17 protein-coding genes are annotated in these 16,284 nt (G+C 70.8%); 9 read left to right on the top strand and 8 right to left on the bottom strand.

Annotation, left to right across the window (positions count from 1 at the left end):
* Positions 1–30: 30 nt before the first annotated feature.
* Complete coding sequence (locus CCN37_RS13020) at positions 31–972, bottom strand: DMT family transporter (RefSeq protein WP_246843001.1); 942 nt, start codon at positions 970–972, stop codon at positions 31–33.
* Positions 973–1,102: 130 nt separating this feature from the next.
* Positions 1,103–3,292: an RICIN domain-containing protein gene (locus tag CCN37_RS13015; protein WP_086821012.1), complete on the bottom strand. Its 2,190-nt coding sequence runs from the start codon at positions 3,290–3,292 to the stop codon at positions 1,103–1,105.
* A 328-nt stretch (positions 3,293–3,620) separates the two neighbouring features.
* Between CCN37_RS13015 and CCN37_RS13010 the strand changes: the two genes are divergently transcribed.
* From CCN37_RS13010 to CCN37_RS40775, 5 genes are all read left to right on the top strand, one after another.
* Complete coding sequence (locus CCN37_RS13010) at positions 3,621–4,742, top strand: hypothetical protein (protein WP_086821011.1); 1,122 nt, start codon at positions 3,621–3,623, stop codon at positions 4,740–4,742.
* 88 nt (positions 4,743–4,830) lie between these two features.
* Complete coding sequence (locus CCN37_RS38965; RefSeq protein WP_143261585.1) at positions 4,831–5,445, top strand: hypothetical protein; 615 nt, start codon at positions 4,831–4,833, stop codon at positions 5,443–5,445.
* Positions 5,446–5,504: 59 nt separating this feature from the next.
* Positions 5,505–6,215, top strand: a complete 711-nt coding sequence (locus tag CCN37_RS13005) for a hypothetical protein (RefSeq protein ID WP_086821010.1) — start codon at positions 5,505–5,507, stop codon at positions 6,213–6,215.
* Between the two features lie 48 nt (positions 6,216–6,263).
* A complete protein-coding gene (locus CCN37_RS13000) occupies positions 6,264–6,629 on the top strand; it encodes a DUF4288 domain-containing protein (RefSeq protein ID WP_086821009.1) in 366 nt (121 codons plus the stop codon).
* 28 nt (positions 6,630–6,657) lie between these two features.
* Positions 6,658–7,563 carry a hypothetical protein gene (locus CCN37_RS40775; protein WP_086821008.1) on the top strand — a complete coding sequence of 302 codons (906 nt, stop codon included), beginning with the start codon at positions 6,658–6,660 and terminating at the stop codon, positions 7,561–7,563.
* Here the strand turns inward: CCN37_RS40775 and CCN37_RS12990 are convergent.
* From CCN37_RS12990 to CCN37_RS40770, 3 genes are read right to left on the bottom strand one after another with little or no spacing between them, the layout of a single operon-like run.
* Complete coding sequence (locus tag CCN37_RS12990; RefSeq protein ID WP_086821007.1) at positions 7,549–8,091, bottom strand: dihydrofolate reductase family protein; 543 nt, start codon at positions 8,089–8,091, stop codon at positions 7,549–7,551. The genes CCN37_RS40775 and CCN37_RS12990 overlap by 15 nt on opposite strands.
* A 57-nt stretch (positions 8,092–8,148) precedes the next feature.
* A complete protein-coding gene (locus CCN37_RS12985) occupies positions 8,149–9,111 on the bottom strand; it encodes a sigma-70 family RNA polymerase sigma factor (RefSeq protein WP_086821045.1) in 963 nt (320 codons plus the stop codon).
* Between the two features lie 13 nt (positions 9,112–9,124).
* Positions 9,125–9,373 carry a PLD nuclease N-terminal domain-containing protein gene (locus CCN37_RS40770; protein ID WP_086821006.1) on the bottom strand — a complete coding sequence of 83 codons (249 nt, stop codon included), beginning with the start codon at positions 9,371–9,373 and terminating at the stop codon, positions 9,125–9,127.
* A 105-nt stretch (positions 9,374–9,478) separates the two neighbouring features.
* Here CCN37_RS40770 and CCN37_RS12975 point away from each other — a divergent pair, with 105 nt between their 5' ends.
* Complete coding sequence (locus tag CCN37_RS12975) at positions 9,479–10,879, top strand: MFS transporter (protein ID WP_086821005.1); 1,401 nt, start codon at positions 9,479–9,481, stop codon at positions 10,877–10,879.
* Positions 10,880–10,940: 61 nt separating this feature from the next.
* Entirely contained in the window at positions 10,941–11,726 is a 786-nt protein-coding gene (locus CCN37_RS12970) for a metalloregulator ArsR/SmtB family transcription factor (protein WP_086821004.1), read from the top strand.
* A 61-nt stretch (positions 11,727–11,787) separates the two neighbouring features.
* Here the strand turns inward: CCN37_RS12970 and CCN37_RS12965 are convergent, their stop codons facing one another.
* The 3 genes from CCN37_RS12965 to CCN37_RS12955 are packed head-to-tail and all read right to left on the bottom strand — an operon-like array spanning position 11,788 to position 15,315.
* Positions 11,788–12,501 (bottom strand): hypothetical protein, encoded by a 714-nt coding sequence (locus CCN37_RS12965; protein ID WP_143261584.1) that lies wholly within the window; start codon positions 12,499–12,501, stop codon positions 11,788–11,790.
* A 23-nt stretch (positions 12,502–12,524) separates the two neighbouring features.
* The gene (locus CCN37_RS12960; RefSeq protein ID WP_246842999.1) at positions 12,525–14,867 is read right to left on the bottom strand and encodes a glycoside hydrolase family 3 C-terminal domain-containing protein; all 2,343 of its coding nucleotides are present in this window, start codon (positions 14,865–14,867) and stop codon (positions 12,525–12,527) included.
* Between the two features lie 22 nt (positions 14,868–14,889).
* Positions 14,890–15,315: a MarR family winged helix-turn-helix transcriptional regulator gene (locus tag CCN37_RS12955; protein WP_086821002.1), complete on the bottom strand. Its 426-nt coding sequence runs from the start codon at positions 15,313–15,315 to the stop codon at positions 14,890–14,892.
* Between the two features lie 67 nt (positions 15,316–15,382).
* On the opposite strand from CCN37_RS12955, the gene CCN37_RS12950 reads away from it, so the two are divergent.
* Together CCN37_RS12950 and CCN37_RS12945 are read left to right on the top strand one after the other, a co-directional pair.
* The gene (locus CCN37_RS12950) at positions 15,383–15,799 is read left to right on the top strand and encodes a PaaI family thioesterase (RefSeq protein ID WP_086821001.1); all 417 of its coding nucleotides are present in this window, start codon (positions 15,383–15,385) and stop codon (positions 15,797–15,799) included.
* Between the two features lie 115 nt (positions 15,800–15,914).
* Positions 15,915–16,284 (top strand): hypothetical protein (locus tag CCN37_RS12945; protein ID WP_143261583.1); only part of this gene is annotated, 370 nt, incomplete at its 3' end.

Here is a 16,284-nt window from a genome sequence, read left to right as displayed (position 1 = left end):
CGGTCCCGGACGATCCGCGACCGCGACCGCTCAGCGGGCTGCCAGGACCAGTGCGACGAAGGTGATCACCACGCCGGTGAGCGTGGCGGCCGACGGGGGACCGGTGGTGATCATGTCGAGCACCAGCGCGCCCAGGAGCTGACCCGCCACGCCGGCCAACCCGAAGAGCAGCACTCCGATGCGCCGCACCACGAGCGTCGCCACCGCGATCACGCCGACGCCGATCACCCCGGCCAGGTAGAGCAACGGCTCACCCGGGAGCTGTCCGACCGAGCTCCCGGTGAGCGCCACGCGGAGCACCAGCGCGAGCCCGAGCGCGGCCGTCGCGACGACGAAGTTGAGCAGGGTCGCGGGCCACGGCGAACCCGCGACCGCGCCGACGTGGCCGTTCAGCGAGGACTGCACCGCGATCGCGACACCTGCCACCACGGGCAACACCACCAACACGACCGTCGCGTCGCCCGTCCACGCGCCACCTCCGGCGATCGCGACGGCTCCGACGCACGCCATGGCACCCACCGCGCGCGCCACTGTGATCGGCCGTGATCCGCTTGGGCCAGGCCAAAATCTGTCGACGAGCAGCCCGCCGACCGCCGTGCCGCCCACCGCGGCGACGGTGAACACGGCAACGCCGAGCGGCGCGGCGCTGATTCCCTGACCTGCCACGAACAGCGCGCCGCACAGTCCGCCCGAGAGCTGCCACCAGCGCAATCCCTTGTCGCGCAACGCGGTGCGGATTCGGCCGAGCCCGCGCCGCCCGGACGGGACCAGGGGAACCACCGCGAGCAGCAGCAGTAGACCGACGGCGGTGGACGCCAGCGTCCCGGTGATCCCGTCCCCGGCCAGCGCGCCGAGGTCTCCGTTCAGCCGAGCCTGAAGCGCCAACCCGACTCCGGCCGCCACCGCGGCCACGACCGGGACCACGCCGACGCCGGGGGAAACCGCCTGCCGCACCTCATCGCGCACCGTCACAACGCACAACGGTGACAGCCCCCGGCCCGCACACGGGAGTCAAGATGAACGATCTTGTCGGCACTGCTCCACCCGGCGTAGACCGGCACCCGCGCACTGCGGTGGGCGCCGGTCCGCGCCGGGGTTCAGCTCAGCAGGTCGTGGGCGGGGTCATGCTCGTCCGGAAGACCGTGACCGCGCTGTACTGCTGGTCGGTGCCCTCCTTCGCGCGCATGACGCTCTGCCCGGGAACGGTCCAGTCGGCGTGCGCCCCGTCGAAGGACCAGGTGCCGCTGACCTTCTTGGTGAGGTAGCCCTTCTCCAGCCAGCCGTACTGGTTCGGTTTGAGCACCAGGTAGGCGCCGACGCTCACCGCGCGCTCCTCCACCCAGGTGTGCGAGTAGCTGGCGGTGATCGCGGCGGTGATCTTGGCGACTTCGGGTCCGAACTCGACCGAACCGGTGATCGAGCCGCCGACGGTGTTCTGCCACCCGGTCATCTCGGTGTAGTTGAGCACCGCGGTCTGGTTGATCTTGGCGAGGTTGCGCGACAGCGTGGTCGGCAGGCACTGCACCGTGTCCACGTAGGCGTTGTTGACCTTGCCGTCCAAGGTGAAGTCGCACGAGCCGCTGTCGCTGGCGCACCTGGCGAGGCCGTGGTCGATGGCGAGGTTGCCGGTGCCCGGCGCGTCACCGTTGTTCTTGCCGAGCCGCCAGTGCTGCTTGGTGTCGCTGGCGTTGCACGTGCCGACCTCGACGGCGGCCACCTTGTCGATCTTGGCGAGGCAGCTGCCGTTGGAGGTGCGCCTGATCAGGTACGTGCTGCCCAGCTTGACCGGCTCCAGGTACCAGTTCTGGTTCGTGCCCTCGCTGCACGTCTCCTGGTAGATCCGCATGGTCCAGCCCCAGACGTCCATGCAGCGGTTGGCCGCCCGGTTGACGAAGAGGAAGGCGCCGCCGCCGCGCGACTCCAGCTTCCAGTTCTGGCTCTCCTTGGCCGGATTGGGCGGGTAGAGGTTGTAGTAGGTGTCCGTCTGCGCTTCGTCGAGCGGCCCGATCGTCAGGTTGGACGCGACGTTGAGGATGCTCAGGCAGTTCATCCCGCCCGTCCCCGAGCACGGCGACGGCCCGGAGGACAGGCTGGTCCACTCGCTCCAGTCGTTGCCGGGCGGTGCGCTCGGCGCGTTCTGCGTCCTGGTGGACATCCGCGCGTCGGCCTGCCTGGTGATCAGCGCGACGCGGCCGTCCATGTTGCGCGCGGCGATCAGCTGGTTGTCGGTGCCGGGATCACCGAGGCGCTCGAACTCCCGCCAGGTGTCCACGCTGCCGGGCTGGCCCTGGATGCGGTGCACGATCATGCCGTCCGAAACGGCCTTCGCGAAGATCTCCAGGCGGCCGTCGGAGTTGGAGATCACCACCGGGTCGTTCTTGAGCACCCCGCCCATCGAGGTCCACGCGCCCCACGTCGTCCCGTCGGCCTTGATCTGCGCGCTGTACCAGATCTGCCCGTTGGCGCGGCGCCCGAAGATCTGCAACCGGCCGTCGTGGTTGCGGCCCACCGCGGGCACACCGGCGAACTCCCCGCCGAGGTCGACCCACGCGGTCCAGTCGTTGACGCCGTTGACCGTCTTCTGGGTCCGGCTCCAGAGCTTCTTGTCCGCGCCGACCGCGAAGATCTGGAGCTTGCCCTGGAGGTTCGCCTCCACCACCGGTTCCATCGCGATGGTGGTGCCGGTCGGCGTGCCGAGCTGGCCCACCGCGCTGTCCCACTGCTCGGTGAAGGCGCTGCCAGGGGTCTTCTGCCAGCGGCTGACCAGCGTGCCGTCGGTGGCGCGCGCCACCAGCTGCACCCGGCCGTCGGGGTTGAGCGCCACGGCGGGATCGCCGGTGATCTTGGTGCCGAGCGACTTCCAGCCGCCGGTCTCCCACTTGGTGCCGCAGGTCACCCCGGTGGTGCCCTGGCTGGTGTAGCGCACCGCGCCGTCGGTCCCCCTGACGAGGATCTCCAGTCGCTTGTCGGCGTTCTTGACGACCACCGGGTTGCCCGCCGCGGCGCCGGTCAGGTTCGTCCACGTGCCCCAGCGCGCGCCCGGAGCGGTCTGACCGATCTGCCAGATGTCGCCGTTGGCCGCGGTGGTGAAGGTCTCCAGGCAGTTCTGGCTGTTCTTCGCGACGTTCTTCGTTCCCGAGGTCTCGAACACCCCGATCTTGCCGATACCCGGGTCGGAGACGGTCGGCGGGTCGGCGGCGTGCGCGGGCACCGCCCCGAGCGCGGCGGTCACCACCGACGCGGTGACGACGGCGAGAAGTGCCTTCGGTGTTCGGTGCTGTCGGCGACGCATGACGGCTCCATTCTGGGAATGCATTTCCGCGAATGAGCGATCCGCCGTCTACCCCGACCTGCCTGCTAGATCGAACCGCCCGCCGGACAGCGTGCGGGCGGGAAATAGGCGTGCACAAGGGCAGTTATTGACTCGATATTTACCGTCGAATGAGGCAGGGAAATGCATGGATATTCACTCCGCGGTGTTCGGGAAGGTCCACGGATGTGGTTTTGCCGGGGTGGTCGATGATCACTGGTTGTCGACGCACTGCTCCATCTGGCGGTATCCAGTGAAGGGAATTCACGGAGATCCTTCGCGATCGCCGGTCACGGGTAGGTTCGCGTGCGTGTCCAAGGCCCTGTGGATCACCTCGTTCGCCCTCGCGGCGGTGCTGCTGACCGCGATCGTGCTCGAAACGCGCGTGCTTCTCGGCTTCGACAGCGTGCTCTGGGTGGTGCTCCTGGTCGCCGTGGCGGCGCTCTGGGTGGCCGCCGTGGTGCGGCTCCGCGTGCACCGCGCGGTCGTCGTGGCGGCGGTGGTCCTCGCGCCGGCGCTCGTGGTGACCGGCGGCGGGAGCTGGCTGGTCGCGCAGAACCTGGCTTCGGCTTCGCGCGCGAGCGGGACGGACGCGTTGTGGATGGGCCACGCCTGGGTCGACGGTCGGCGTTCGCGCTCCGATGTGGACGCCCTGGTGGCCCGCGTCCGCGAGGCGCGGTTCCGCGATCTCTTCGTGCACTCCGGGCCGCTCCGCGACGACGGCTCGCTCGACCCCGCGCTCCGCCCGACCGCGCGCGATCTCCTCGGGCAGCTGCACCGCGTACTGCCCGGAGTCCGCGTGCAGGCGTGGCTCGGCAACGTCGTCGACGAGGGCCGCATGAAGCTCGCCGACCCCGCGACCCGAGCGCGGATCGTGGAGAGCGGGCGCCAGGTGCTCGACGACGGCTTCGGCGGCGTGCACTACAACTTCGAGCCCGTTCCCGAGGGGGATCGCGACCTCCTCGAAACCCTTTCTTCGGCGCGGGAGATGACGAAGTCGCGGGCGAGAGTGCTTTCGGTTTCCGCCAACCAGATCGAGCCCGTGCGCGGAACGAACTTCGTCGGTCAGACGCTGCGCGGAAAACCGCACTGGTGGTCCGCCACCTACATCGGCGAGGTCGCCGGGCGCGTCGACCAGATCGCCGTCATGTCCTACGACTCCGGCATTCCCGTCGAAGCCGCCTACGCCGGTTACCTCCGCGCGCAGACCCGCATCGCGCTCCAGGTCGTGCCGCCCGAGGTCGATCTGCTCGTCGGCGTCCCCGCCTACCACGACGGCCCGATGCACACCGCCGCCGAGACCGTCGCCGCCGCGGTGAAGGGCATTCGCCTCGGCGTGGTTCCGGGTCGCCGCGTCGGCGCGGCCGTCTACGTCGACTTCGCCGCCACCCCGGAGGACTGGGCGCAGTACCTCGCCGGTTGGGTTCGCTGACCGTCCACTGAGGACTGCACCCGGCTCTGCCTTTTCGGGCAGGTGCGCCGATCCGGCCGTGGTTAGCGTGCGCTCATGACTTCTCCGCGTGATGACGACGACGATGACGCCCCCCGCACAGCGCGGATTTGAGGACGCAACCACGCAGAACGTGATTACTGCTGGTGTTGTGATCGCGACGGCGCTCGCGCCCTTGCTAGCGCGAGGCTCGTCTCGTGCGGTGCGGCGCCCGGGGTTTGCGGACCACGTTGTCAGGGCGAGCCGCAGTGTGCCGCAGCGTCCCGGCTTCACGCGCGAGGGCAACCCGGCCAAGGGCAAGTCGAATCTCGGTGAAACGACGGAAAGGGTTGCCGAAAAAGCGCTGAAAGAATTCTTGGAGCATGTCGCCGAAACGGTGGCGAACGCCACCGACGAGAAGCTTCGCGAGCTTCATCGGGACCTTCAACGCGAGCGAGAGCGAAACACGAGGGATCTCCGCGAAGCACGCGCTGCGCACGTGGCCGGTCTGGTGGACCCTCGTGACGATGAGTGGCTCAAAGAAAGGGGTGAGAGGAGGGAACGTCGCCTGCAGGAGGCGATGCGGAAGGTTGAAGAGCAGATGAAGAACGCCGATCGGACAGCGGAGTCGGAAGTCATGAAGTCATGGAATGCCGCTTCCGTCGCTGTGCGTGATGACAACGAGGCCGCACAGGGGAGTACGTGACATTCGATCCAGACGAAAAAGACGAGTCGGACCTGCGCAAGTAGTGAGAGGGGGAGAACGTGTATCAGGCGACTGAGGCTCGGCGCGATCTGCACGAGAAGTGGGTGGCGACGTTCGCGGAGCTTGCGCGGACGTGGTCGGAAGACGTGTCGTGGGACGACGCTCGCGCATCGTTGTCGGAGCGGATGAGCGGGATCGGCGAGGGACCCGGCCCGGCGCAGCGCGCGAAGCTCTTCGACTGGCTCGACACGTCGATGCCCGAGGACTACCGCCGCCAGCTCATCGACGACAACGGGCGCGAGGCGTTGTTCCGGTCGCTGCTGGCGCAGCACGACGCGGACCTGCATGACGTGTTCATGCACCTCTACCAGCCGCAGGACGGGGACCGGCACTGGAACGAGCAGCAGTCCATGGTCTTCCAGGCGGGCGCGTGGCAGGAGTACGGCACCGACACGGCCGCCGACACAACCGCCGAAGCGGACGCTGAACTCAAGGCTCAGGGGTGGACGGCCGACTCAGACAAGGCCGCGCGGCTCGACATCCCGTACTGGAACGGCGAGAAGTACCTCGTCTACCGCGACGGCGCGTGGCAGGACCTGGACGCCGAGCTCGAGGCAGAGCTGACCGCCGAGGAGACCGAGGAGCTGACCGCCCAGCTCGGCGCCGCGCTCGCGGAGGTCATCGCGGAGAACCCCGAGCTGGCCGAACTCTCGCCGGAGGAACTGCGCGAGGCCGTGCGCCTTGGCCTGGAAGAGGCGACCCGCGCGTAACGGCCATCCGCCTGGCGCGGGCGTCGGCGAGCTCGGCATGCTGGAGCCATGCCCTGGTTCAGCGCCTCCGCCCGCTACGCCTCGACGGTCGAGTGCGACGGCCTCAGCACGATCAGCCGCTCCGTGTGGGTCTTCGCGGTGCCCGACAGCGGCGAGGACGTGTGGGCAGACGCCCACGCCAGGGCGTTGCAGATCGCGCGGCGCGACGAGCACGGCTACCTCAACGCGGACGGCCGCCGAGTCGACTGGAAGCTGATCGACGTCCAGACGCTCGACCTGCTCGGCGAGGTGGTCGAGGACGGCCGCGAGGTGTACTCGGAGATGCGCGATCCCTCCGAGCAGGAGCTGCGGCGCTGGCCCCCACGCGTGGGCTTCGACCCGGAGAACACGCCTCCGCAACAGACCGGCGTCTGAGGCCGCTGATCGGCTTAGACTCCCGGGCGTGACCCAGACCGGGCGTTCTCGCGAGCTCGGCGCCCTGCTGCGCACCGGCCCCTTCCACGCGGCGCTGCGGCTGGCCATCAAGGAGCGCGGGCTGACCCTGGAGCGCCTGCGCGCGCACCTGCGCAGGCACGGCGTGTCGATCGGGCTCTCCAGCCTCAGCAACTGGCAGCACGGGCACAGCCGCCCCGGCCGCGCCGACTCCGAGCACGTGGTCCGCGCGCTGGAGGAGGTGCTGCACCTGCCGAGGCTGTCGCTGGTGACCCTGCTCGCGCGCTCCACCCCGCAGCGGCTGAGCGAGCACATCGGCCCGCTCGGCGAGCTGCTGTCGGAGTTCGGCGAGACGCAGGGCGAGCACCTGGCCGTGCTCAACCGCTACGACCGCGTGGTGCTCGACGAGCACGGGCGCTTCGGCAACTACCTCTGCCGCACGGCGATCCGCGCGCGCCGCGACGGCGTGGACCGCTTCGTGGTCCGCTACTTCGGCGCGGAGGACAGCTCCAGCGAGTCGGTCGGCCTGGTGCCGCTGGAGAACTGCGAGCTGGGCCGCGTGCGCAGGCACCCGGGCTCGCCGGTGATGGTCGCCGAACTGCTCTTCGGTCAGACGCTGCGCGCGGGTGACACGTGGGTCTTCGAGTACCGGGGCGTGAGCAGCCATCCCGGGCGCAGCACGGAGTTCGCGCACGCCTTCCGCTACCACGAGAAGCAGTACGTGATGGAGGTCCGCTTCCACCCGGAGTGCCGCCCCGCTCGCTGCCGGTCCTACGAGCGGGGCGACCTCTACAGCCCGAAGCGGATCACCGGCGACCTGCCGCTCAACGACCGCGACGGCGTGCACATCCTCGTCGCGGACGGCACTTCCGGGGTCGTCGGCATCCAGTGGGACTGGGACTCAGACGACGCGTAGCCGCAGGTTCGTCGCGCCGGCCGCCTCGCTCAGCCCGATGCGTTCGAGCTTGACGTTGGTGCCGCCGGGGTGGTCGAACAGGCGCACGCCGTCGCCGAGCAGCACCGGCACCACGAACACGAAGATCTCGTCGAGCACCCCCGCTTCGAGGCACTGGCGGGCGACGTCGGCGCCGATGATGTTGACGTAGCGGTCCCCGGCGGCGGCCTTCGCGGCGGCGACCGCGCTCGCCAGGTCGCCGACGAAGCTCACTCCCGGCACCGGCTCGGCGGGCGCGTGGTGGGTGAGCACGAACTGCGGCCCGTCCCACCCGCCGCCGAACGCCTTGCCCTCGCGCTCCGGATCGCCTCGGTGCGGGTCGTCGCCGCTGTAGCTGCGCTTGCCGACGAGCAGCGCGCCGATCTCGGAGATCAGCTCCTGCACGGCGGGGTTGGGGCCGATGTGCTCCTGCAACCAGGACATGTCACCGCCCGCCCCCGCGATGAACCCGTCCAGTGACATGGTCGCGGAGTACAGCATCTTGGCCATGATCTACCTCCGTCACGAGTGGTCGACTGGAGTTGAGACGGTGGCGGCCGGGAAAACTCATCGGTGCTCGGGCAGGGCGAACGCCGGGAACAGGTCGAGGTCGTGGAACGCGGTGACCTCCGCGATCCGGTCCTCCGCCACGCGCAGCACCGACACGGCGAACGGCTGGAAGGCGGTGTCGCCCACGCGGCGCACGTAGGTCGCCACGGCTGGCTGGAAGTTCGCGCGCGTGGCCAACATCCGGAACCGCCCGATGTAGCTCGCCGAACCCGTGTCCCAACTCGCAGCCAACGCGGCAAGCACCGAGTCGCGCCCCTGGAGCCACATGGGCCACGGCGGCATCGCGGTGCGGACCTCGTCGGCCAGCACCTCGGCGAGCCCGGCGAGGTCAGCGCGTTCCATCGCGTCCATGTAGCGGCGCAGCACGGCGGATTCCCGCTCAGGGGAAGCCGCCCAGTCCTCGCGCCGCGCTGGAAGGTGCTCGCGCATCGTCTCCCGCGCCCGTTGCAGAGCGCTGTTCACCGACGCGACGCTGCTCTCCAGGAGCGCGGCGGTCTGCTTGGCGGGCCAGCCGAGCACGTCGCCGAGGATCAGCGCGGCTCGCTGGCGGGGCGGCAGGTGCTGGAGCGCGGCCAGGAACGCCAGCTCGATCGTTTCCCTGGCGACGGCGACGGAGTCCGGCTCGGCGTCGCGAGGCGCGCAGCGGTCCGGAAACGGTTGCAGCCAAGGGATGTCCGTGCGCGAAGGTAGCGCTCCGCCGGGGCCGTTGAGGTCGTAGGGAAGGACCCGGCGCGCGGAGCTGTCCAGCACGTCGAGGCAGGCGTTGGTGGCGATCCGGTAGAGCCAGGCCCGCGGTGTCGAGCGCCCCTGGAAGCCGTCGCGGTTCTTCCACGCGCGCAGCAGCGTCTCCTGGACCAGGTCCTCCGCCTCGTGGAAGGAACCGAGCATGCGGTAGCAGTGCACCCGCAGCTCGGCCCGGTGCCGCTCGGCGAGCGCCGCGAACTCCTCCGGCAGCACGATGTCCTCCTCCGAGTCAGGCCGTGAAGCGCGAGTTCTTTCCCCACACGAACCAGAACAGCGGCCCCAGGAACGGGAAGGCGAGCACGGCCAGCGCCCAGATCGCCTTGCCGCCCGGAGCGTAGTTCTCGCTGCGCACGATGCCGACCAGCGCCGCGATGTAGATGACCAGCGCGGCCACCCCGATCGCCAGGACGACGCTGAGCAGGCTCCACCCCGCGATCTGGCCGCCGAGGTCACCTTCGTTGGCGAGCAACGTCCGCATCGGAGCATCCCTTCGTCGTGGACCTTCACCTCGATCGTCGGTCAGCGCGGCGGAGCCCGCATCTCCGGAGCGCGGGGGACGGGCCGGGCGGGGGAGGATGTGATCATGACTCACGACCAGCCCGACCCGCGCCGCTGGAAGGCCCTCGCCGTCAGCCTGAGCGCCGGGTTCATGGGCCTGCTCGACGTCAGCATCGTCAACGTCGCCCTGCCCTCGATGCAGTCCGGCCTCGGTGCCTCCGCCGGAGCCGTGCAGTGGGTCGTCTCCGGCTACGCGCTCGCCTTCGGCCTGACCCTCGTCGCGGGCGGGCGGCTCGGCGACGCGCTCGGCCGCCGCACGATGTTCCTGGTGTCCCTCGGCGGGTTCGTGCTGACCAGCGCCCTCGCCGGGATGGCGACCGACACCACGACGCTGATCGTGGCGCGGCTGCTCCAAGGTGCCTGCGCGGGGCTGCTGAACCCGCAGAACTCCGGGCTGATCCAGGACCTCTTCCGCGGCCCGGAGCGCGGGCGCGCCTTCGGCCTGCTCGGCGCCTGCATCGGCGTGTCCACGGCGGTCGGCCCGGTGCTGGGCGGGGTGATCATCGCGCTCTTCGGCGCGGAGCACGGGTGGCGGTGGGTCTTCTACGTGAACCTGCCGATCGGCCTGGTCGCGCTGGCCTTCGCGGTGCGGCTGCTGCCCGCCGACCGCCGTCGTCCCGCGCGGGTGCGCGACGAGATCGATGTCGTCGGGGCGCTGCTGCTGGGCTTGGCGGTGCTGTGCGTGCTGTTTCCCCTGGTGCAGTTCGAGAACGACGGCCTCGCCCGGTTCTGGTGGCTGTTCCCGCTGGCCGTGGTGCTGGGCTGGGTGTTCGTCAGATGGGAGCGCCACACCGTCCACAAAGGACGTTCACCCCTGCTGGACACGCGGCTGTTCACCGAAACCCCCGGCTACTCCTCGGGGGCCGCGATCGGCGCGGCCTACTTCTGCGGCTTCACGGGTGTTTTCGTGGTCCTGTCGATGTTCTTCCAGACCGGGCAGGGCTACACGGCGCTGGAGTCCGGTCTGGTCGTCACCCCGTTCGCCCTCGCCTCCGCGCTGGCCGCCGGGCTCGCCGGTCGCGCCGTCGCCCGCTTCGGCCGCCGCATGACGATCCTCGGGCTGTGCCTGGTGGCGGGCGGGTTCACCGTCGCCGGGGTGCTCGCGCTGACCGCCCCGGAGACCTGGCTCGGCGCGTGGGTGGCGCTGCCGCTGGCCGTTGCCGGGCTCGGCGGCGGGATGGTGATCTCGCCGAACACCACGATGACGCTGGAGAACGTGCGCGGGGAGATGGCCGGGGTGGCGGGCGCGGTGTTGCAGACCGGTCAGCGCATCGGCACCGCGATCGGCGCGGCCCTGCTCGTGGCCGCCTTCCACGTGGTCGCGGCGGAGGCGGGCGGGCGAGCCGGGCTCGCGGTGGCCCTGGCCTGCGCCGTCGCGCTGGTGCTGGTGGCGCTGGGCCTGGCGGTCCGGGAACGGCGCGGTTGACATGCAGCCAGAAGGCTGCCTATATTTTTGGCAGCCAACCGGCTGCCTATTGGGGGAAGCGATGGACGAGGTGTTCAAGGCGCTCGGCGACGCCAGCAGGCGGCGCCTGTTGGACAGCCTGAACGCGCGCAACGGGCAGACGCTGCGCGAGCTGTGCTCCGGGCTGGACATGGCCCGGCAGTCGGTGAGCAAGCACCTGGCGCTGCTGGAGGACGCGGGCCTGGTGACCACCTCGCGCCGGGGGCGGGAGAAGTTGCACTACCTCAACGCAGAGCCGATCAACGCCATCGCCGACCGCTGGATCGGGCAGTACGCCCGGCAGCGCGTGCGGGCGCTGGCCGACCTCAAGACCGCATTGGAGCAGGAAACCGTGAGCCAGACCGAGTTCAGCTACACCACCTACATCAGGACCACGCCCGAGCGGCTCTGGCAGGCGCTCACCGACCCCGCTTTCACCAGCCGCTACTGGGGCGAGCGCTTCGAGACCGACTGGAAGAAGGGCTCGGCGATGACGTGGGTCTCGGACAAGACGCGCATCTCCGATCCCGACCAGGTCGTGCTGGAGGCCGAACCGCACCGGAGGCTGTCCTACACCTGGCACACCTTCACGCCGGAGTTCGTCGCCGCCTACGACATCGACGCCGAGACGGCGGCGAAGATGACAGCCGAATCCCGCTCCAAGGTCACCTTCGACCTGGAGCAGGAGGGCGAGCTGGTCAAGCTCACCGTGCTGCACGACGGGTTCGAGCCGGACAGCGTGGTGCTCGGCATGATCGGCGGCGGCTGGCCCTCGCTGCTGTCCAGCCTCAAGACGCTGCTGGAGACCGGCGAGCCGCTGCCGGTGTGAGCACCACGCCGTGAGCACCACGCTGTGAGCACCACGCTGTGAGCACCACGCTGTCGCGGGCTCAGGGCCTCGGCGGCAGGTCGAGCTTCTGGCAGGGCCAGCCCGTCTCCTTCTCCGAGCCGGTCTTGAACATGCCGGAGGCGCAGACGTCGAGGTCCCCCTTGACCACGTCCGGGATCTTGTACAGCCCCATCGTCACGTACCCGGTGCCGGGGGTGAGCTTGGCCGTGGGGCTGTAGTTGGTCGCGTAGCTGTGCATGGACCAGCTCTTGGTGAGCAGGACCAGGTCGGTGTGCGGGTTCTCCGTCCCGGCGTGGCAGTAGCCCGTGACGAAGATCGGGTTGTACGCGCCGGTCGGGCACCCCTGGGACGGCGCCTGCGACTGGGCCCACCGCACGTTGAGGTCGCGCGGGCCGAAGTCCTCGACCTCGACGGCGGGGTTGGCGGAGGCGACGGCGAAGTACACCTTGAGGAACTTCGTCCCCGCGGGCGCCGGCTTCATCTGGCTGGAGTGCTCGGTCGCCCACTCCACCTGGAGGACCTTCACCGCGGCCTTGGCCTTGTTGACGCCGACGCGGGAGGAGGCTTGGAAGACCATCGCCTCGCCCGGGACGTCGGCGAAGGTCTGGGGTTTCGCCGGCTTGCTCGGCTCGGAAGCGCTCGTGTCGCCGCCCGGCGCGGTGGGGGAGGTGTTCGTGCTCGTGCCGCCCCCACCGCACGCGGAACCTGACAACGCCAGCACGGCCGCCAGCGCGGCCATTCGGATCGTTCTCATGCCGCATGTCCTACCGGACCGCTCTACCAGGACTGCGACCGCACCCTGATATCGCCCGCGCTGCGGCCCACCAGGACGTCGAACGGGCCCACCTCGCGCTGCCAACCGCCGTCCGCCCAGTGCTCGAAAGCGCGCTCCGGCAGGTCCACGACGGCTTCGACGGCCTCACCCGGCGCGGCGGTCACGGCGGCGAAGCCCGCCAGCCACAGCACCGGGCGCTGGATCTCCGACGTCGGCCGCGAGAGGTAGACCTGCACGATCTCGCGCCCGGCCCGCAACCCGCTGTTGGACAGTCGCACGCGCACACGATTTCCGTGCTCCACAAGGACTTCCGAGTACTCCCACGTCGTGTACCCGAGTCCGTGGCCGAACCAGTACGCGGGCTCCTCGCCGCTGCGCAGCCAGCCCCGGTGCCCGATGTCCAGGCCCTCGGAGTACTCCAGCCTGCCGTCCACCGGTGTCACCGAAGCCGCTGAAACGTCTTCGGCGGGCCAGGTCGTGGGCAGCCGCCCGCCGGGCTCCGCCGCGCCGAGCAGCACGTCCGCCAACCCGACGCCGCCCTCTTGGCCAGGCAGCCAGCTCAGCAAGACGGCGGGCACCTCGTCGCGCCACGGCATCAGGACCGGCGCGCCGGAGTTCACCACGACGACGGTCCTGGGGTTCACCGCGCTGACCGCGCGCACCAGCTCGTCCTGCCTGCCGGGCAACGCGAGCGTGGCGCGGTCCGAACCCTCGCTCTCCGACTCGTCGGTCGTGCCCACCACGACCACCGCGACGTCGCTGGTGCGCGCCAGCTCCACGGCCCTGGCGAACTCGTCGTCGCCGCGCGGTGCGTCCGCGGACAGCACGGAGGCTCTGGGCGCGTCCGGGGCGAGCTGGCGGCGGGCGACGAGGAGCACGGGCTTGTCCGCCTCCAACGCCACCGTGACCGTGCGCCACGCCGGGTCCAGGTAGAGGGTCGCGGGATCGTCGGTGTCGACGTCGATGACCTCATCGATGACGGTTTTTCCGTCCACCACAAGGGAAACCGGGCCCCATGCGCCGAACGACAGCTCCCAGTCGCCGGAGACGTCGGGGTGTAGAACTGCTTGGAGTTCGGCGATCCGCTCGCCCTCGGCGCGTCCGGGCTCCGGCAGCCTGCCCGTGAGCCGGTGCTCGCTCAGCAGCTCCGCGCCGTCCGCGTCGAGGATGCGCACGAGCACGCCGGGCTCGCCCGTGACGGGATGCGTGGCGTTGCCCCGGTGCAGCGGCGTCGGCTTGGTGGTCGTGCGGACCCCGGGGGAGTGCACGACCTCGGCGACGCCGTCGAGCGCCGCGCGCAGACCGTCCACAGGGGATACAACGGCGGCCGGGTAGACCTCCGCGCTGCCGCCGCCCTGGAAGCGCACCGCCGCCGCGTTGGGGCCGATCACCGCCACTCGCTCTACAGTGGACAGAGGAAGCAGTCCGTCTTCGTTGCGCAGCAACACAGTGCTCGCCGTGACCGCCTCACGGAGCAGGTCGCGGTCGTCGTGGGACTCGCTGCTCGAAGGCCCGCTCACACGCTCGGCGAGGCGGAGCAGGCGGCGGATCTTCTCGTCCAGCGCGGACTCCGGTACCTCGCCGGAACGCACCGCCTCGGCCAGCCCGAGGTTCCAGTGACTGCGCGGGCCGGGCATCACCAGGTCCTGCGGCGCGTTCGCGGACGCGGCGACCGAGCGCACCGCGCCCCAGTCGGAGACGACCACGCCGTCGAAGCCCCACGCGCCCTTCAACGGCTCGGCGAGCAACGGGTTCTCCGTCATCGTCGTGCCGTTGACCGCGTTGTAGGCGGCCATGACCACCCACACGCCCGCCTCGACGGCCGCTTCGAACGGCGCCAGGTACAGCTCGCGCAGCACGCGCTCGTCCACGCGGGCGTCCAGCGTCATCCGGTCGGTCTCGGAATCGTTGGCCACGTAGTGCTTCGCCGTCGCCGCGACCCCGCCCGACTGCACGCCCTCGATGAAGGCGACGCCGATCCGCGCGGTCAGTACCGGGTCCTCGGAGAAGCACTCGAAGTGCCGCCCGGTCACCGGCGAGCGGTGCAGGTTGATCGTGGGCGCCAGCAGCACGTCCACGCCCTTGCGGCGCGCCTGCGCCGCCAGCACCGCGCCGAGCCGCCGCACCAGCTCCTCGTCCCAGGTGGCCGCGAGCGCGCTGGGGGAGGGCAGCGCCAGCGAGTGGTCGCGCTCGTCCCACTTCTCGCCGCGCACCCCGATCGGGCCATCGGACATGACCAGCTCGCGCAACCCCAGCGCGGGGTCGGCGTGCGTGCGCCACATGGTCTTTCCGGTCAGCAGCCGGACTTTCCGCTCGATCGGCAGGCCCGCGAGGTCGTCGTCCACGCACCCACCGTAGCGGGGTCGATCACGGCCGCCAGTGCGCGAGTCGATCAAGGGCGGCGGCCGTCCGGCGGAACCCGTCCTCGCCGAGCAGCTCGCGCATCTCGGTGTTGAAGCGCTCGATCTCCGGCCGCGCCGCGGCCAACGCGGCGGCCCCGTCCTCGGTCAGCTCCAGCACGGAGGCGCGGTGCTCGCGCGGGTGCGGCGCCTTGCTGACCAGCCCGGCCGCGACGAGCCTGCCGACCAGCGCGGTCACCCCCGGCTCGCGCAATCCGAGCGTCGCGGCCAGCTCCCGCTGGGTGGTCCCCGGCCGCTCGCGCACCGCGAACAGCGCGCCCAGCTGCGCCGTGGTGATCCCGGCCGCCGCCGAGCAGCGCCGGTCGGCCACCGTGCGCAGCTGGTGCGCCGCCCGCTGGAGCAGGAAGAACAGGCGCTGGTCGGGCTCGGGCATGCGTCGATCTTGACAGACCGGGGCGGCGCTGGCGATGCTCACTTCACTAGCGAAGTGAGGTGGAGCTGTGCCCGACATCCCCGATCTGGAGACCGCGCGCGAGGTCCTGGCCGCCCAGCCGTTCAGCGCGCTGCTCGGCGCCCGGCTCACCGCCTTCGGCGACGGCGCGGCGACCCTGGAGCTGGACGTCCGCGACGAGCTGCGCCAGCAGTACGGCGTCCTGCACGGTGGCGTGCTCGGCTACGCCGCCGACAACGCGCTGACCTTCGCCGCGGGCAGCGTCGCCGGGGCCGGGCTGATCACCGCCGGGTTCACCATCGACTACCTCCGCCCCGCCGACGGCGCCGTGCTGCGCGCTCACGCCACCGTGGTCCGCGCCGGTCGCACCCGCGTGGCCTGCCGCTGCGATCTGTCCACTGTGGATTCGAACGGTGTCGAGACGCTCTGCGCCGTCGCCCAGGGCACCATCGCCCGTCTCTCGTGACGGTGTGTGATCACTCGCCCGGCGGTACCCATGATCCGGTGGCGGCCCCACCGGGAAGAGTGATGATCGCGCGGCGGTGCGCGTCGTGCGCCGCCACCCGATTAGGGTCCCCGGGGTGGTAACGAACGACGCACTTCAGGCACTGATGGAGGCGGTGGAGCGGGCGCTGACCGGGCTGGAGCGCCTGCCGTCCGAACCCCTTCCCTTCGCGGCCGCCGCGCTGATCGCGGTCGAGTTCGACGCGGTGGCGACCCCCACGGAGTCGCGACTCTCCGTCACCCCTGACGAGCGCTCCGCCCCCGTGGCCGCCGCCCTGCGCGCCGCCCGCGCCGCGCTCGCCGCCGACGGCTTCGACCCGCAGGTCGCCCACGACCGCTTCGTCGAGCTGCTCACCAGCATCCAGGAGCACCGCCAGTCCGACCGCTCGCGGCGGGCCTCCTTCAACGCCCTGTGGCAGGACGCCATCCCCGAGCAGTTCACCCGCC

This window comes from Allokutzneria sp. NRRL B-24872 (assembly GCF_002155965.1).
Classification (GTDB): Bacteria; Actinomycetota; Actinomycetes; order Mycobacteriales; family Pseudonocardiaceae; genus Allokutzneria.
Note: the sequence above shows the minus strand (reverse complement) of the source record. Positions and strands in the feature narration are given on the sequence as shown.

Bases quoted from the DNA above. Each gene is read 5' to 3' on its own strand.
- CCN37_RS12990 (WP_086821007.1), bottom strand. From the start codon at position 8,091: ATGGCCAAGATGCTGTACTCCGCGACCATGTCACTGGACGGGTTCATC.
- CCN37_RS13015 (WP_086821012.1), bottom strand. From the start codon at position 3,292: ATGCGTCGCCGACAGCACCGAACACCGAAGGCACTTCTCGCCGTCGTC.
- CCN37_RS12970 (WP_086821004.1), top strand. From the start codon at position 10,941: ATGGACGAGGTGTTCAAGGCGCTCGGCGACGCCAGCAGGCGGCGCCTG.
- CCN37_RS40770 (WP_086821006.1), bottom strand. From the start codon at position 9,373: ATGCGGACGTTGCTCGCCAACGAAGGTGACCTCGGCGGCCAGATCGCG.
- CCN37_RS13000 (WP_086821009.1), top strand. From the start codon at position 6,264: ATGCCCTGGTTCAGCGCCTCCGCCCGCTACGCCTCGACGGTCGAGTGC.
- CCN37_RS12975 (WP_086821005.1), top strand. From the start codon at position 9,479: ATGACTCACGACCAGCCCGACCCGCGCCGCTGGAAGGCCCTCGCCGTC.
- CCN37_RS12965 (WP_143261584.1), bottom strand. From the start codon at position 12,501: ATGAGAACGATCCGAATGGCCGCGCTGGCGGCCGTGCTGGCGTTGTCA.
- CCN37_RS12955 (WP_086821002.1), bottom strand. From the start codon at position 15,315: ATGCCCGAGCCCGACCAGCGCCTGTTCTTCCTGCTCCAGCGGGCGGCG.